Source organism: Streptomyces sp. NPDC025651 (genome assembly GCF_055558735.1).
Genome location: NZ_JBVHLZ010000007.1, coordinates 510,447 through 527,217, shown reverse-complemented (window position 1 = coordinate 527,217; position 16,771 = coordinate 510,447). Strand labels below are relative to the sequence as shown.

Genomic DNA, 16,771 nt, shown 5'->3' with positions numbered 1-16,771 from the left:
AGGCGGGGCGGCGCAGGCATGTCTGTCCTCGCCCCCCACCTGCCGTACACACCTCGCAAGGCTCACCCGTGTGGGTGGTCCCGGTCCTGGAGTTGCCCATCCACATGCGGAAGTGACCTTTCGGCGGTGCCGGAACGCCCGTGCGGACTGGCATCCTTGGCGCAGCATCTGCCCGAGTACCCGCCCGAGCACCGAACCGACGCAGACCCAGGAGCCCCGGCCACGTGAGCCACGTGAGCAGCCACTCGCCGCACGGACAGACGCCGCTGCACACCGTTCAGGTCCTCGGCGGCGGCAGCGCGGGCAGCAGCGCGCACGTCAGATCGCTGGCCGCGGGCCTCGCCGCCCGGGGCGTGCGGGTCACCGTGTGCGCCCCCGACGAGGCCGCCCGCACCTACGACTTCACCGGCACCGGCGCCCGGCACGTCCCCGTGCCCCGCAGCGGCGACCCCGCATCCGTGGCCGCGCTCCGCGCCGCCTGTGCCGACGCCGACCTCGTCCACGCGCACGGACTGCACGCCGCTCTGCGGGCCTCCGTCGCACTCACCGGACGCCGCACGCCGCTCGTCGTCACCTGGCACACCCGCGCGCACGCGGAAGGCGCCCGTGCCCGCGTCCTGCGCCTGCTGGAGCGGCGCGTGGCCAAGGCCGCCGCCGTGGTCCTCGGCACCTCGTCCGACCTCGTCGACCGGGCCCGCAGCAGAGGGGCCCGCGACGCGCGCCTCGCGGCCGTCGCGCTGCCCGCGCCGCGCCGCCCCGACCCGGCCGAGACCGCCGAGGAACCCGATCGGCTCCTGCACAAGGCCCGGGCCGAACTCGGCGCCGTGGACCGCCCGTTGATCCTCGCCGTCGGCGCCCTGGAACGCCATCGCGGCTACGACGTCCTCCTGGAGGCCACGCGCGCGTGGCGTCATCTGGACCCGCTGCCGCTCCTCGTCGTCGCGGGCGAGGGGCCCGAACGGGCCGCCCTGCAGCGCCGCATCGAGGACGAGCAGCTGCCGGCCCGCCTGGTGGGCCGGCGCGACGACGTTCCCGACCTCCTCGCGGCCGCCGACCTCGCGGTGCTGCCCAGCAGTTGGGAATCCCGCTCCGTCCTCGCCCAGGAGGCCCTGCACGCGCGCGTGCCGCTCGTCGCGACCGCGGTCGGCGGCGTCCCCGAACTGGTCGGCGACGCGGCCGAACTCGTGCCCTACGGCGACGCGGGCGCCCTCGCCATCGCCGTCGTACGCCTTCTCGCCGACCCCGTGCGCCGTGCCGAGCTCAAGGACAGGGGCGAGGCCCAGGCCGCCACCTGGCCGACCGAGGACGACACGGTCACTCAAGTCCTCAGCGTCTACGACGAGTTGACCCAGCCGCTGCCGTACAGCTGAGCCGCGGGTCGCTGGGCCGCTACGCCACGTGCCTGCGCGCCCGCAGCGCAAGGCTCAGCGCCAGGACCGTCTGCGGGTCGTCCAGGTCCGTCCCCAGGAGCTCGCTGATCCGGGCCAGGCGGTTGTACAACGTCTGCCGGTTCAGGTGCAGTTCGCGTGCCGTCTCCGCCTTGCGGCCCGCGTGCGCCAGATACGTCTGCAGCGTGGGCAGCAGCGGCGGCTTCGAGCGCTCGTCGTGGGCGCGCAGCGGTCCGATCGCGCGGTCCACGAACGCCGCCAGGTCCGGGTGGTCGCGCAGCCGCCACAGCAGCAGGTCGATGTCCAGGCGCCGCGCGTCGTACCAGGGGCGGTCGGACAGGCCCTGCGCGGCCGTCGCCGTCTCCGCCGCGTGCCGCAGGCCCGCCGACGCCGCCGCCCAGCCGCCCGCGACACCGACCACCACGACCGGCGGCTGCGCCCCCGGCCGCCGCATCCCCGCCCGCTCCACGCCCGCCCGCAGCGCCGCGGCGACCCGGTCGGCCACCGCGGTCCTCTCCGACTCCGACCGCAGGCCGAGCAGCAGCGGCACGCGGCCCTCGACGGGACGTACGCCGAGAAGCGCCGGTACGCCCACGGAAGCCAGCTCCTCCGCGACCGCCCGCGCGAGCACCGCCCAGCCGCCCCCGGTCGGCAGTTCGTCCGCGAGCCGCATCACCACCGGAAGCAGCGGGCCGCCCGCGGAGCCCGGCTTGAAGCCGAGGACGCGGGCCTGCGCGGGGGCGTCCTCCGCGGTGATCCGGCCCTCCGCGAGATCGGTGAGGAAGTCGCCGCGGCCGCGCGCCGCGAGCTCCTCCTCCTGGCGGGCCTGCATCAGCACCACCGCGAGGCTGCCCGCCGCCCGCTCCGCCGCGATGCGGTGCACCGGCAGCGGCGCCGACTCCACGGCGAGCAGCACGAGACGGGCCCGCACCGAGCCCGCGCCGGGGCCGCCGCCCGGCACGTCGACGACGACGGCGCTCGCGGGCGGCCGGTCCCGGTCGACGGCGCTGCCCCGCAGCCCCTCCCACACCTGCAGCGGATCCGCGCACTCGGTGTCCGCACCCGCGGCGTACAGGAGCTGCCCGTCCGCCGTCTCCAGGAACACCGGGTTGCCGCTGAACTCCGCGAGGATGCCGAGGACTTGAGGGATGCCGCCCCCGCCGAGCAGCGCCTCCGTGCAGCGCCTGTGCACTTCCTCGGCCCGCTGCAGCAGTGCGTAGTGGCCGTTGACGATCTCGGTGTGCACCTCTTCGGTGACCGTCACGAACGGCACCTCGCGGTGCAGTTGGACCAGGGGGAGCCCGGCTGCCCGTGCCGTCTCCACCAGCGCCGCGGGCAGCCGCGCGAACCGCGGCCCCAGCTCGACGACGAGCGCGGCGATGCCCCGCTCGGCGAGCTTGCGCACGAAGGCGCGCTGCTCGGCGGGGCGCGTGCCGAGCCCGAGCCCCGTGGTGAGCAGCAGCTCGCCGCCCTTGAGCAGCGAGGCGATGTTGGGCACCTCGCCCGCGTGCACCCACCGCACCGTCCGCTGCAGCCGCTCCGCGCCCGCGACGACCTCGGGGAGCCCGCCGCGCAGCCCCGGCAGCTCCAGCGCCCGCTGCACGGTGATGCCACCCTGAGAGGTGGTGGTCCGAGTGGCCGGAGTGGCCGGAGTGCCCTGACTGTCCATGGCGCGGACGCTACCGGGGCGCACGTTCCCGGAACATCTCCGGCCGGTCACGGCGGTGCTTCGCGGGCCCCGCGGGCCCGACAACTCGTCGCCTCCGCGCGGCAATTGCGCGACCCCCTGTCGCTTGTGGCGTACGTCACCCGACGGCAGGGTGCCCGCCATGCCAGAGCAACCGAGCACACCCGAGGTCCACCGCCTCAAGGCGAACTCCGTCGGACTCGTGGGGGTCGTCTTCATGGCGGTCGCCACCGCGGCGCCCATCACGGCGATGACCGGCAACCTCCCGATCGCCGTCGGCGCGGGCAACGGCACCGGAGCCCCCGCCGGCTACCTCTTCGCGACGCTCGTCCTGACGGTGTTCTCCGTCGGGTACGTCGCCATGGCCAAACGGATCACCGCCGCCGGCGCCTTCTACGGCTACATCTCGCACGGCCTCGGCCGCATCGCCGGCATGGCGTCGGGGATGCTCGCCGTCGTCGCGTACATCGTCTTCGAGGCCTCGATCGTCGGCGTCTTCGCCTACTTCGCGAAGACCACCGTCCTCGACCAGCTGGGCGCCGACGTGCCGTGGATCGTGTACGCGGCCGCGATGCTCGCCGTCACGGCCGTCCTCGCGTACTTCGACATCAACCTCACGGCCAAGGCGCTCGGCGTGATGCTCGTCGCGGAGATCGCCGTCCTGTTCGCGGTGGCCACCGCCGTGCTGGTCCAGGGCGGCGGCCCGGACGGCATCCCCGTGGAGCCGGTGAATCCGGCGAACGCCTTCACCGGCACCTCGGCCGGGCTCGGCCTGTTCTTCGCCTTCTGGTCGTGGGTCGGCTTCGAGTCGACCGCGATGTACGGCGAGGAGTCCCGCGACCCCAAGCGCGTCATCCCGCGCGCCACCCTCGTCTCGGTGATCGGCGTGGGCCTCTTCTACATCTACGTCTCCTGGATGACGATCGCGGGCAACGGCCTCGGCGGCGCGGTGAAGGTCTCGCGGTCCGCCGGCCCGCTCGACCTCTTCTTCGACCCGGCGCGCGGCTTCATCGGCGCCTGGGCGGTCGACGCCTTCCAGTGGCTGCTCATCACGGGCTCGTTCGCCTGCGGGATGGCCTTCCACCAGTGCGCGTCGCGCTATCTGTACGCGATCGGACGCGAGGGCTTCCTGCATCCCGCGCTCGGCCGCACCCACCCCGCGCACGGCTCGCCGTACATCGCGTCGTACGTCCAGTCGGCGATCGCCGTCGTCCTGGTGGGCGCCTTCTGGCTCACCGGACAGGACCCGTACACCCACCTGTACACGCTGCTCGCGATCCTCGGCACGATGGCGATCCTCATCGTCCAGACCCTGTGCTCCTTCGCGGTGATCGGCTACTTCCGGCGCAACCACCCCGAGGACCGGCACTGGTTCAGGACGCTGCTCGCCCCGCTGCTCGGTGGCCTCGGCATGATCGCCGTCGTCGTCCTGCTGGTCGTCAACATGGACACGGCGGCGGGCACGGCGGCCGACTCCCTCTTCTTCGCGGCGATCCCCTGGATCGTCGGCCTCGTCTTCTTCGGGGGGCTCGGTCTCGGCCTGTACCTGCGGGCCAGGCGGCCGCACCGCTACGAGATCATCGGCCGCGTCGTCCTGGAGGACGCGGCCGAACGCGCGGACGGCGACGGGCAGCAGCCCGTCGCCGTCCGGAACTGAGCGGCACCGGTTCCCGCTCTAGCCCCCGTACGCCCCCGAAGCCGTCAGCCGCAGCGCCGTGTCGATCAGCGGCACATGGCTGAACGCCTGCGGGAAGTTGCCGACCTGGCGCTGCAGCCGCGGATCCCACTCCTCGGCGAGCAGCCCCAGGTCGTTGCGGAGGGCGAGCAGCTTCTCGAAGAGCTTGCGGGCCTCGTCGACCCTGCCGATCATCGCGAGGTCGTCGGCCATCCAGAACGAGCAGGCGAGGAAGGCCCCCTCGTCGCCCTCCAGGCCGTCCACGCCCTCGTCCTCGCCGGACGTCGGGTAGCGCAGGATGAACCCGTCCGACGTCGACAGCTCCCGCTGGATCGCCTCGATCGTGCCGATGACGCGCTTGTCGTCCGGCGGCAGGAAGCCCATCTGCGGAATCAGCAGCAGCGAGGCGTCCAGCTCCTTGGAGCCGTACGACTGGGTGAAGGTGTTCCGCTCCTTGTCGTAGCCCTTCTCGCACACGTCGCGGTGGATGTCGTCGCGCAGGTCGCGCCACTTCTCCAGCGGGCCGTCCGCGTCGCCGGACTCGATGAGCTTGATGGTGCGGTCCACGGCGACCCAGGCCATCACCTTGGAGTGCACGAAGTGGCGGCGCGGTCCTCGCACCTCCCAGATGCCCTCGTCCGGCTCGTCCCAGTGGTCCTCCAGGTAGCGGATCAGCTTGAGCTGGAGGAGCGAGGCGTAGTCGTTGCGGGCCAGGCCCGTCATGTGGGCCAGGTGCAGAGCCTCGGTGACCTCGCCGTACACGTCCAGCTGGAGCTGGTGGGCCGCGCCGTTGCCCGCCCGGACCGGCTGGGAGTCCTCGTACCCGGGCAGCCAGTCGAGCTCCGTCTCGCCGAGCTCGCGCTCGCCCGCGATGCCGTACATGATCTGCAGGTTCTCCGGGTCGCCCGCGACCGCCCGAAGGAGCCACTCGCGCCAGGCGCGGGCCTCCTCGCGGTAGCCGGTGCGCAGCAGCGAGGAGAGCGTGATGGCGGCGTCGCGCAGCCACGTGAAGCGGTAGTCCCAGTTGCGCGAGCCCCCGATGTCCTCGGGCAGTGAGGTGGTGGGCGCCGCGACGATCCCGCCGGTCGGCGCGTAGGTCAGCGCCTTCAGCGTGATCAGCGAGCGGACCACGGCCTCACGGTAGGGGCCGTGGTACGTACAGTGCTCCACCCACTCCCGCCAGAAGCCCTCCGTGGCGGTGAGCGCCGCCTCGGGCTCCGGCAGCGCGGGCGGCTCCTTGTGCGAGGGCTGCCACGAGATGGTGAACGCGATCCGGTCGCCCGGCGCCACCGTGAAGTCCGAGTACGTGGTGAGGTCCTTGCCGAAGGTCTCGGCGGTGGTGTCCAGCCACACCGAGTCGGGCCCGGCGACGGCGACCGTGCGCCCGTCGACCTTGTGCACCCAGGGCACCACGCGCCCGTAGCTGAAACGCATCCTCAGCGCGGAGCGCATCGGGACGCGGCCGCTGACGCCCTCGACGATCCGCACCAGCTGCGGGGCGTCGGTGTCGCGCGGCGGCATGAAATCGATCACGCGGACGGTCCCGCGTGAGGTGTCCCACTCGGATTCGAGCACCAGGGAGTCGCCGCGATAGGTGCGGCGCGCGGCAGCCGGAGGCTGCGCGCCCGGGGCGTGTGCGGGCCCCAGGCGCCAGAAGCCGTGCTCCTCGGTGCCCAACAGGCCGGCGAAAACGGCGTGGGAGTCGAAGCGGGGCAGGCACAGCCAGTCGACTGTGCCGTCCCGGCAGACCAAGGCTGCGGTCTGCATGTCTCCGATGAGTGCGTAGTCCTCGATGCGCCCGGCCACGTGCATCTCCAGTCGAACGGCCACGTTCGCCCCGCGGGGCGCTTACTGGTCAGCGGTCAAGTGATCGCCTACGAGCGCTTGTTCCGGGTGCAGGGCGGGGTGGTGCCGTGTGCCGGAGGGGGCTCGGCAGCGAGTGTCCGAGCAGGATACGACGCACCCTGGTGATCTGTGCGCCCCTCTCGGCAACGAGGCTCCGCCGAACGGGTGAGCGCCAGGTGAGGGGCGGTGCGGAGGCGACACGAGGGCGTGGACGTGCGGTGACGGTGTTGTGTGCGCCCGGTGGCGGAGCGTGGTCGGGAGCAGCCTCGCCAGGTCGCTGATACCCTGGTAGCCCGTGAGCCGGTGGTCATAGAACCCCCGAACCGCAGCGACGGCACCTCCCCCGAATCCCTGGTGAGAGAGCCGGTACGCACCTCCAGACCGCGACCACGGGAGCCCCCCTTTGGCTATGCAGCCCAAATCCACGACGACCAAGCACATCTTCGTCACCGGGGGTGTCGCTTCTTCCCTCGGCAAGGGTCTGACTGCCTCCAGCCTGGGTGCGCTCCTCAAGGCCCGTGGCCTGCGTGTCACGATGCAGAAGCTCGACCCGTACCTGAACGTCGACCCGGGCACGATGAACCCCTTCCAGCACGGCGAGGTGTTCGTCACCAACGACGGCGCCGAGACCGACCTGGACATCGGTCATTACGAGCGTTTCCTCGACGTCGACCTCGACGGCTCCGCGAACGTGACCACCGGCCAGGTGTACTCCCAGGTGATCGCCAAGGAGCGGCGCGGTGAGTACCTGGGCGACACCGTGCAGGTCATCCCGCACATCACCAACGAGATCAAGCACCGCATCCGCCGGATGGCGACGGACGACGTGGACGTGGTGATCACGGAGGTCGGCGGCACCGTCGGCGACATCGAGTCCCTGCCGTTCCTGGAGACCGTCCGCCAGGTCCGCCACGAGGTCGGCCGCGACAACGTCTTCGTCGTGCACATCTCGCTGCTGCCCTACATCGGTCCCTCCGGCGAGCTGAAGACCAAGCCGACCCAGCACTCGGTGGCCGCGCTGCGCAACATCGGTATCCAGCCGGACGCCATCGTGCTGCGCGCCGACCGCGAGGTGCCCACCGCCATCAAGCGCAAGATCTCGCTGATGTGCGACGTGGACGAGGCCGCCGTGGTCGCCGCCATCGACGCCAAGTCGATCTACGACATCCCCAAGGTCCTGCACACCGAGGGCCTGGACGCCTACGTGGTGCGCAAGCTCGACCTGCCGTTCCGGGACGTGGACTGGACGCAGTGGGACGACCTGCTGGACCGTGTGCACAACCCGAAGCACGAGGTCACCGTCGCCCTGGTCGGCAAGTACATCGACCTGCCCGACGCCTACCTCTCCATCACCGAGGCCATGCGCGCGGGCGGCTTCGCCAACAAGGCCCGCGTCAAGGTCAAGTGGGTCACCTCGGACGACTGCAAGACGCAGGCGGGCGCCAAGAAGCAGCTCGGTGACGTCGACGCGATCCTGATCCCCGGCGGCTTCGGCGACCGCGGCGTGAACGGCAAGATCGGCGCCATCCAGTACGCCCGCGAGAACAAGGTGCCACTGCTCGGCATCTGCCTGGGCCTGCAGTGCATCGTGATCGAGGCCGCCCGCAACCTCGCGGACATCCCCGACGCCAACTCCACCGAGTTCGACGCCGCCACCGCCCACCCGGTGATCTCCACCATGGCCGAGCAGCTCGACATCGTCGCGGGCGAGGGCGACATGGGCGGCACGATGCGCCTGGGCATGTACCCGGCCAAGCTCGCCGAGGGCTCCATCGTGCGTGAGGTGTACGACAACAAGGAGTACGTGGAGGAGCGCCACCGTCACCGCTACGAGGTGAACAACTCCTACCGCGCCGACCTGGAGAAGAAGGCCGGCATCCAGTTCTCCGGCACCTCCCCGGACGGCAAGCTCGTCGAGTACGTCGAGTACCCCCGTGAGGTGCACCCCTACCTGGTCGCCACCCAGGCGCACCCCGAGCTGCGGTCCCGCCCGACCCGCCCGCACCCGCTCTTCGCCGGCCTCGTGAAGGCCGCCGTCGAGCGCAAGACCGGCGGCAAGTCCGGCAAGTAACACCAGAGCGATACGGTTGCCGGGGTGCGCGTCCTTCGGGACGCGTGCCCCGGTTTCTGTTTGTACGTGTGGGAGGACAGGGCGACATGACGATCAAGGACACCGCCGAGGAGTGGCAGATCACGGAGTCGAAGACTCCGTTCGTCGGCAACAAGACCTCCGTCCGGGTGGACGGCGTGGTCATGCCCGACGGGTCCGTCGTCCACCGCGACTACCAGGTCCACCCCGGCTCGGTGGCCGTCCTCGCGCTCGACGACGCGGGCCGCGTCCTGGTCATCCACCAGTACCGCCACCCCGTGCGCCACAAGCTCTGGGAGATCCCCGCGGGCCTGCTCGACGTCCCCGGCGAGAACCCGCTGCACGCCGCCCAGCGCGAGCTGTACGAGGAGGCGCACGTCAAGGCCGAGGACTGGCGTGTTCTCACCGACGTCTACACCACGCCCGGAGGCTGCGACGAGGCCGTGCGCGTCTTCCTCGCGCGTGACCTGTCCGAGGCCGAGGGCGAGCGCTTCGAGGTCTCCGAGGAGGAGTCCGACATGGAGCTCGCGCGCGTGCCCCTGGAGGAGCTCGTCCGCGGCGTCCTCGCCGGGGAGCTGCACAACAACTGCCTGGTGGTCGGCGTCCTTTCGCTGTACGCGGCCCTGAACGGCGACGGCGTCGACGCGCTGCGCCCGGCCGAGGCGCCCTGGCCCGCCCGTCCCTTCGAGGCGTAGCCACGCCTTCGGGGCACGGGGCCTCGTCGACATTCCGATATGACGATCCACTGATCCGATCGGGCGACTTGTGCGCGCCGCGCGGCCGGGAGCGCCGCAGGGCCTGAACTAGGCTCTGAAAGCGTCCCGACCGGAGTCCCGGCGGGTAGTGCGCAGGGACGGGAGCGTGGCCCGTGACGGATCAGGCGGTCGACACGGACGGTGCGGCGGCGGGCGGCGCGGTGCCGTCGCCCGCGAGTGCCGCGTTGGAGTCGACGAAAGGTCAATTCGTCGGCAGGCGCCGGGAGTTGAAGGAACTCCGCGCGGACATCGACCGGGCCGGACTCGACACGCTCTCGGGCCGCAAGGCGCCTCGCGCCCGCGTCCTGCTCGTCGCGGGCCGCCCCGGCTCGGGCCGCACCTCGCTCGCCGAGGAGCTCGCCAGGCAGCTCGCCGACGAGTACCCCGACGCGGTGCTGCGGGCCCGGCTCACGGAGCCCGACGGCGCCCCGGTGCCCACCGAGCGCACCGCCCGCGACCTGCTCGACGCCCTGGCCGTGCCCGCGCCCCCCGGGGCCGACGAGGACCACCTCACAGAGATCCTCAGGGACGCCCTGAAGGAGCGCCGCGCGCTGTTGCTCCTCGACGACGCGTCGGACGCCGAGCAGGTCGACCCGCTGCTCCCGGACACCCCCGACTGTCTGGTCGTCGCGGTCTCCGAGGGCCCGCTCACCGGCATCCCCGACGTGCGGCCCTGCACGCTCGGCGGCCTGGACAAGGCGGCCGCGGTGGAGCTCCTCTCGCGCGCCGCGGGGCCGGTGCGCATCACCGTCGACCCGCGCTCCGCCGAGTCCCTCGTCGAGGCGTGCGCGGCGCACCCCGCGGCTCTCGTGCTGGCCGGCGGCTGGCTCTCCGTACGCCCCAAGGCGGCCGTCGCCGACCTGGCCAAGCAGATCCACGACATGCCGGACGAGGGATCGGCGCTCGACCGCGTCTTCGCCCACACGTACGCCTCGCTGCCCGCGCCCGCCGCGCGGATACTGCGATTCCTCTCCCTCGCCCCGGCGGGCCATGTCGACCCGCACACGGCGTCCGCGCTCGCGGGCTGCTCGGTCTCCGCGGCCAGGACCACGCTCGACGACTTCGTCGCCCTCGGGCTCGTGCGGGCGGTGGACTCCCCGCTTCCGCAGTACGAGGTGCCGGGCTGCCTGGTTCCGCTGCTGCGCGCGCGCACCGAGAGCCAGGACCGCCCCGCCGAGGTCCAGCTGGCCAGGGCCCGGATGCTGGAGCGGACCGTGCGCCTGCTGCAGTCCTGCAGGGCGATCACGGAGGCGGAAGGCTCGGCCGCCCGCAAGAAGCTCGCGGGGCTGCCGCGCGCGCTGCGCTTCCCGAACCCGCGCGCCGCCGCCGAGTGGCTGCGGATCCGGCAGCCCGCGCTGCTCGCCGCCGCCCGCCTCGCGGTCGCCGACGGGGAGCTCGACACCCTCGCGCGGCGCCTGATGGCGGCCCTGACGCGGGCCCTGGTCGCGCACCGCGGCACGGAGGAAGCGGCCGCGGAGCTCTACGGCATCCACCAGCTGGTCCTCGACGTGGCCGAGCGGCGCGACCTGCCGCGCGAGAAGGCCGCGGCGCTGCTGAACCTCGCGGACCTGGACGCGCGGACGGGACGTACGCGGGACGCGCTGGCGCGCTATCGGGCCGCGCTGGACGCGGGGCGCGAGGCCGGCGATCCGTATGCCACCGGACGCGCGATGGAATCCGTAGGCGGCGCCTACCAGGAGCTGGGGGACTGGCAGCGGGCCTCCGACTGGTTCGGCAGGGCGCTCGCCCAGCGCCTGGCCCGCGGCGAGCGCGCCGACGCGGCCCGTCTCTACGGTCGCATCGGCGCCGTGCACACGTACGCGGGCCGCTACGGCGAGGCCCTGCGCAGCTGGAGTTCGGCGGTCACCGGGCACCGCAAGAACGGCGACGTGGCCGCCCAGGCGAGGGCGCTCAGCGAGATGGCGCGCGTGCAGGAGTACGCGGGACGGCCCGAGGAGTCGCTTCGCACCTGCCAGGAAGCCGTCGAGTGGGCCCGGCACGCCAAGGACGTACGGCTGCAGGCGGCGCTGCAGCTCCGGCTGGCGGACACCCTGGAGCGCCTCGGGGACCCCGCGGCGGCCCGGCTGCACCGGGGCGCGGCCGAGCGCATGCTGGGAGCGGAGCTCCCGGAGGGTGCGAGGCTTGAAACGAACGGTGGAGCACAGCCTTCCGCCTACGAAATCCGTAGCGCATCTGCAGAAGATTGAAGTATTGAAAGGCTAGACAGCGAGAAATCCTTCATTAGACTGGCTCCGCCGCGTCCATCCGTGGTGTCTCCCGCTGCGCCCTCGTGTGCACCGGTCTGTAACGCATTGCCCGAAACATCCCCTGAGCCAAGGACCGTGATCGACGATGAAGGTCGGCATCCCCCGCGAGGTCAAGAACAACGAGTTCCGGGTGGCCATCACCCCCGCCGGTGTGCACGAGCTGGTGCGCCACGGCCACCAGGTCGTCATCGAGCGGAACGCCGGCGTCGGCTCCTCGATCACGGACGCCGAGTACGTCTCGGCCGGTGCCCAGATCCTGGACACCGCCGACGAGGTCTGGGCCACCGCCGACCTGCTCCTGAAGGTCAAGGAGCCGATCGCGGAGGAGTACCACCGCCTCCGCAAGGACCAGACCCTCTTCACCTACCTGCACCTGGCCGCCTCCAAGGAGTGCACGGACGCGCTCCTGGAGTCGGGCACGACCGCCATCGCGTACGAGACCGTGGAGACCGCGAACCGCGCGCTCCCGCTGCTCGCCCCGATGTCCGAGGTCGCGGGCCGGCTGGCCCCGCAGGTCGGCGCCTACCACCTGATGGCCGCCAACGGCGGCCGCGGCGTCCTGCCGGGCGGCGTCCCGGGCGTGGCCGCGGGCAAGGCCGTCGTCATCGGCGGCGGCGTCTCGGGCTGGAACGCCGCGCAGATCGCCATCGGCATGGGCTTCCACGTGACCCTGCTCGACAAGGACATCAACAAGCTCAAGGAGGCGGACAAGATCTTCGGCACGAAGATCCAGACCGTCGTCTCCAACGCCTTCGAGCTCGAGAAGGCCTGCCTCGAGGCCGACCTCGTCATCGGCGCCGTCCTCATCCCGGGCGCCAAGGCCCCGAAGCTGGTCACCAACGAGCTCGTCTCGCGCATGAAGCCGGGAAGTGTCCTTGTCGACATCGCGATCGACCAGGGCGGCTGCTTCGAGGACTCGCACGCGACCACGCACGCCGAGCCGACCTTCCCGGTCCACAACTCGGTCTTCTACTGCGTCGCCAACATGCCCGGCGCGGTGCCCAACACCTCGACGTACGCGCTGACCAACGCGACGATGCCGTACATCGTCGAGCTGGCCAACCGCGGCTGGGTCGAGGCCCTGCGCCGCGACCCGGCGCTGGCCCTGGGACTCAACACCCATGACGGCAAGGTCGTTTACAAGGAGGTCGCCGAGGCCCACGGTCTCGACCACGTCGAGCTGGAGTCGCTCCTCGGCTGACCCCACCTGATCGACTCCCGTCGGTCATCGACACTTTCGTCAACGAAAGTCGTCAATCTCACGCCCGCGGCCGGACCTTGAGAGGGGTCCGGCCGTATGCGTATCAGTGTGGACACGCTCAACTCGCCTTGAACGTAACCCTTTAACCGTTTCGCCCACCCCTGAAACGTGCCGATGGCATGCCGTACGCCCTTGACATCAGGGTGTTCCTTTGCCGACACATCGGGTCCGGTCCGGCGGATTGTGTTGCTGCGGAGCGGTGACACGCCATAGAGTCGCCAACCGTCGGCATGGTGCCACGCTGACCTATCTAGAAATTTCCTGGTCACCAAGGAGGTAAGACGACTTGTGAATGAGTCGACATTTGCTCCCGGGGGTGGTCAACCAGGAACGTCTGAGCGGGGCCAGGGTCCCGTGGGGCTCGAGGCCGTCGGCTCCGTCGCTGTCCGCACCTTCGAAGCCCGGCAGAGCCCCCAGCCGACACAGTCAGCACCCCAGAGCATGGATGGCCATCACGTGAACGCCATGGCCGGCGACCGGAGTGGCGATAACACCCACACCCACCTCGCCGACTACGAGGAACTGCCCCAGGGGCACTTCTACGACCCCGACGCCGAGTACGAGCCCGATCCGGAGTACGCGGCGACGCTCGCCCCGGACGCGGCCCGTCAGCGCCGCGAGCGCATCGGCCCGACGGGACGCCCGCTGCCGTACTTCCCGATCCCGGGCCCGCTGACCGACCACGGTCCCGCGAAGATCATCGCGATGTGCAACCAGAAGGGCGGCGTCGGCAAGACGACGTCGACCATCAACCTGGGCGCGGCCCTCGCGGAGTACGGACGCCGCGTCCTGCTCGTCGACTTCGACCCGCAGGGCGCCCTCTCCGTGGGCCTCGGGGTGAACCCGATGGAGCTGGACCTGACGGTCTACAACCTCCTCATGGAGCGCGGCATGTCCGCGGACGAGGTGCTCCTGAAGACGGCGGTCCCGAACATGGACCTGCTGCCCAGCAACATCGACCTCTCCGCCGCCGAAGTGCAGTTGGTGAGCGAGGTCGCCCGCGAGTCCACGCTGCAGCGCGCCCTGAAGCCGCTCATGCAGGACTACGACTACATCGTGATCGACTGTCAGCCCTCGCTCGGCCTGCTCACCGTGAACGCCCTGACGGCGGCTCACAAGGTGATCGTGCCGCTGGAGTGCGAGTTCTTCGCGCTGCGCGGTGTGGCCCTGCTGACCGAGACCATCGAGAAGGTCCAGGAGCGGCTCAACCCCGACCTGGAGCTCGACGGCATCCTCGCGACCATGTACGACTCCCGCACGGTGCACAGCCGTGAGGTGCTCGCGCGCGTGGTCGAGGCCTTCGACGACCACGTCTACCACACGGTCATCGGGCGCACGGTCCGCTTCCCGGAGACCACGGTCGCCGGTGAGCCGATCACGACGTACGCGTCCAACTCGGTCGGCGCGGCCGCCTATCGCCAGCTCGCCAGGGAGGTGCTCGCCCGGTGTCACGCCGAGTGAGTCTGCCCGGGGCCGACGAACTGTTCCGTACGACCGGGGGGATGGCGCTCCAGTCGTCGTCGCCGCGACGCCAGGCGAACGGCGAGGCCCGTGTGCCCGGGCCCGCGGGCGAGAGCGACGAGGCGGCGGCGACAGCCGACGACGCCGCGCAGGGCGACGGCGGTGAGCCCGCCGAACACGCGGCCACGGACGCGGAGTCGGGCGCCGAGTCGCGCAGCCGTGCCGCGGCCGCCGAGGGCGAGAAGGGCACCGGGCGCCGTGCGGCCCCGGCGCAGGAAGGTTCGGCCACCCAGAGCGGCGGCAAGTCCGGCTCGTCGACCGCGCAGGCGCGGCGGCGGGCGCGGGCCGCGAACCGGCGGCCCAGCGGGCGTGAGCGGCACGACGAGAAGATCACCGTGTACGTGTCCGCCGAGGAGCTGATGGACCTCGAGCACGCGCGGCTCGTGCTCCGCGGTGAGCACGGGCTCGCGGTGGACCGCGGGCGGATCGTGCGGGAGGCGGTCGCCGTCGTCCTCGCGGATCTGGAGTCCCGCGGGGACGCGAGCATTCTCGTACGACGGCTTCGCGGGCGGTAGGGGTAGCGTTCCCGCCTGATGGCCACGAACGACTACTGCGCACCGCCCGTCCGTCGGCGTTCCCTGGGGCGGGGCCCCGGGGCGGCTCCTGCGGAGCCGGAGCCGGAGGCTGTGGCCGAGGCTGGTCCTTCGCCCGCGGGCCGTGGGTCGTCGTGCCCACCCTTCCCCAAGCTCTCGGCTCCGCTCGAGCAGGGGAGACCCCACTCGCCGTGCGGAACGCCTGCCCACAACGCCGACGGCGACGTAGAGGGACCGCCTGCTGAACTCGTCGCACCTGACGAGCCCGTCGTACCCGGCGACGGGCGGTTCAAGGTTCGGCTTGCGAACTTCGAAGGGCCCTTCGATCTGCTGTTGCAGCTGATCTCCAAGCACAAGCTCGATGTCACCGAGGTCGCGCTGTCCAAGGTGACCGACGAGTTCATGGCGCACATCCGGGCCATGGGCAGCGACTGGGACCTCGATCAGACGACCGAGTTCCTGGTCGTCGCCGCGACGCTGCTCGACCTCAAGGCGGCGCGGCTGCTGCCCGCCGCCGAGGTCGAGGACGAGGCCGACCTCGCGCTGCTCGAAGCCAGGGACCTGCTGTTCGCGCGGCTCCTTCAGTACCGCGCGTACAAACAGATCGCGGACATCTTCAGCGGGCGGCTCGAGGAGGAGGCGCGGCGCTATCCGCGGACCGTGGGGCTCGAACCCCACCATGCCGAGCTGCTGCCGGAAGTCGTCATCAGCATCGGGGCCGAGGGGTTCGCGAAGCTCGCCGTGAAGGCGATGCGGCCGCGGGCGAAGCCGCAGGTGTACGTCGATCACATCCATGCCCCGCTGGTCTCCGTGCGGGAGCAGGCAGCCGTCGTGATCGCCCGGCTGCGGGAGCGGGGCGAGCTCAGCTTCCGGGTGCTCGTCGAGGACGCCGGTGACGACACCCTCACCGTCGTCGCCCGCTTCCTCGCGCTCCTCGAGCTGTACCGCGAGAAGGCCGTCGCCCTGGACCAGGAGGACCCCCTGGGCGAGCTGATGGTGCGCTGGACCGGCGGGGACGGCGCCGACGAGCCGACCGTGACCGACGAGTTCGACCGGCCCCCCGAGCCGGTCAAGGACGAGGAGAAGGCGTGAGTACGCAGAGCCCTGTGGGCGAGCCTGCCGGTGCCGTCGCGGAGCTCGATCTGCGGCCCGCCCTGGAGGCCGTCCTGATGGTGGTCGACGAGCCGGCCACCGAGGAGCACCTCGCGAAGATCCTGCAGCGGCCCCGGCGCCAGGTCGCCGACGCGCTGCGGGAGCTCGCGGACGAGTACACCGTGCAGAAGCGGGGCTTCGAGCTGCGGCTCGTGGCGGGCGGCTGGCGGTTCTACACGCGGCCCGAGTACGCCGCCGCCGTGGAGGGCTTCGTCCTGGACGGGCAGCAGGCCCGGCTCACCCAGGCGGCCCTGGAGACCCTCGCGGTCGTCGCGTACCGCCAGCCGGTCAGCCGATCCCGGGTCTCCGCGGTGCGCGGGGTCAACTGCGACGGCGTGATGCGCACGCTCCTGCAGAGGGGTCTGGTGGAGGAGGCGGGCGCGGAACCCGAAACAGGTGCGATCCTGTACAGGACGACGAACTACTTCCTGGAGCGGATGGGCCTGCGCGGCCTGGACGAGCTCCCGGAGCTCGCGCCCTTCCTCCCCGAGGCGGACGCGATCGAGGGCGAGACACAGGAAGGTGTCCCGTCGTTCGACCCGGACGCACCCGATGCGCCGGGGTACGAGTACACCCAGGACACAGCCGACTAGACGGA

12 protein-coding genes are annotated in these 16,771 nt (G+C 71.7%); 10 read left to right on the top strand and 2 right to left on the bottom strand.

What is annotated here, in order from left to right; genetic code table 11:
* Positions 1-224: 224 nt before the first annotated feature.
* The gene (locus tag ACZ4D5_RS26425; RefSeq protein ID WP_467774869.1) at positions 225-1,370 is read left to right on the top strand and encodes a glycosyltransferase family 4 protein; all 1,146 of its coding nucleotides are present in this window, start codon (positions 225-227) and stop codon (positions 1,368-1,370) included.
* A gap of 19 nt (positions 1,371-1,389) precedes the next feature.
* Here the strand turns inward: ACZ4D5_RS26425 and ACZ4D5_RS26420 are convergent, their stop codons facing one another.
* Positions 1,390-3,057: a PucR family transcriptional regulator gene (locus tag ACZ4D5_RS26420; protein ID WP_467774868.1), complete on the bottom strand. Its 1,668-nt coding sequence runs from the start codon at positions 3,055-3,057 to the stop codon at positions 1,390-1,392.
* Positions 3,058-3,217: 160 nt separating this feature from the next.
* Here ACZ4D5_RS26420 and ACZ4D5_RS26415 point away from each other — a divergent pair, with 160 nt between their 5' ends.
* The gene (locus ACZ4D5_RS26415) at positions 3,218-4,732 is read left to right on the top strand and encodes an APC family permease (RefSeq protein ID WP_467774867.1); all 1,515 of its coding nucleotides are present in this window, start codon (positions 3,218-3,220) and stop codon (positions 4,730-4,732) included.
* Between the two features lie 18 nt (positions 4,733-4,750).
* Here ACZ4D5_RS26415 and ACZ4D5_RS26410 read toward each other — a convergent pair whose 3' ends face one another.
* Entirely contained in the window at positions 4,751-6,562 is a 1,812-nt protein-coding gene (locus ACZ4D5_RS26410) for a glycoside hydrolase family 15 protein (RefSeq protein WP_467774903.1), read from the bottom strand.
* Between the two features lie 442 nt (positions 6,563-7,004).
* Between ACZ4D5_RS26410 and ACZ4D5_RS26405 the strand changes: the two genes are divergently transcribed.
* The 8 genes from ACZ4D5_RS26405 (at position 7,005) to scpB (ending at position 16,766) form a co-directional block, all read left to right on the top strand.
* Positions 7,005-8,666: a CTP synthase gene (locus ACZ4D5_RS26405; RefSeq protein WP_467774866.1), complete on the top strand. Its 1,662-nt coding sequence runs from the start codon at positions 7,005-7,007 to the stop codon at positions 8,664-8,666.
* A gap of 86 nt (positions 8,667-8,752) precedes the next feature.
* Complete coding sequence (locus ACZ4D5_RS26400; RefSeq protein ID WP_467774865.1) at positions 8,753-9,379, top strand: NUDIX domain-containing protein; 627 nt, start codon at positions 8,753-8,755, stop codon at positions 9,377-9,379.
* A gap of 173 nt (positions 9,380-9,552) precedes the next feature.
* Complete coding sequence (locus ACZ4D5_RS26395) at positions 9,553-11,646, top strand: tetratricopeptide repeat protein (RefSeq protein WP_467774864.1); 2,094 nt, start codon at positions 9,553-9,555, stop codon at positions 11,644-11,646.
* Positions 11,647-11,791: 145 nt separating this feature from the next.
* Positions 11,792-12,907: an alanine dehydrogenase gene (gene ald, locus ACZ4D5_RS26390; protein WP_467774863.1), complete on the top strand. Its 1,116-nt coding sequence runs from the start codon at positions 11,792-11,794 to the stop codon at positions 12,905-12,907.
* 348 nt (positions 12,908-13,255) lie between these two features.
* The gene (locus ACZ4D5_RS26385) at positions 13,256-14,428 is read left to right on the top strand and encodes a ParA family protein (protein WP_079043497.1); all 1,173 of its coding nucleotides are present in this window, start codon (positions 13,256-13,258) and stop codon (positions 14,426-14,428) included.
* Complete coding sequence (locus tag ACZ4D5_RS26380; protein WP_467774862.1) at positions 14,413-15,003, top strand: hypothetical protein; 591 nt, start codon at positions 14,413-14,415, stop codon at positions 15,001-15,003. Before ACZ4D5_RS26385 ends, ACZ4D5_RS26380 begins: the two co-directional genes overlap by 16 nt.
* A gap of 111 nt (positions 15,004-15,114) precedes the next feature.
* Positions 15,115-16,113, top strand: coding sequence for a segregation and condensation protein A (locus tag ACZ4D5_RS26375; protein ID WP_467774902.1), 999 nt, complete (start codon positions 15,115-15,117; stop codon positions 16,111-16,113).
* A complete protein-coding gene (gene scpB, locus ACZ4D5_RS26370; protein ID WP_467774861.1) occupies positions 16,110-16,766 on the top strand; it encodes an SMC-Scp complex subunit ScpB in 657 nt (218 codons plus the stop codon). The genes ACZ4D5_RS26375 and scpB overlap by 4 nt, the downstream gene beginning before the upstream one ends.
* Positions 16,767-16,771: the final 5 nt, after the last annotated feature.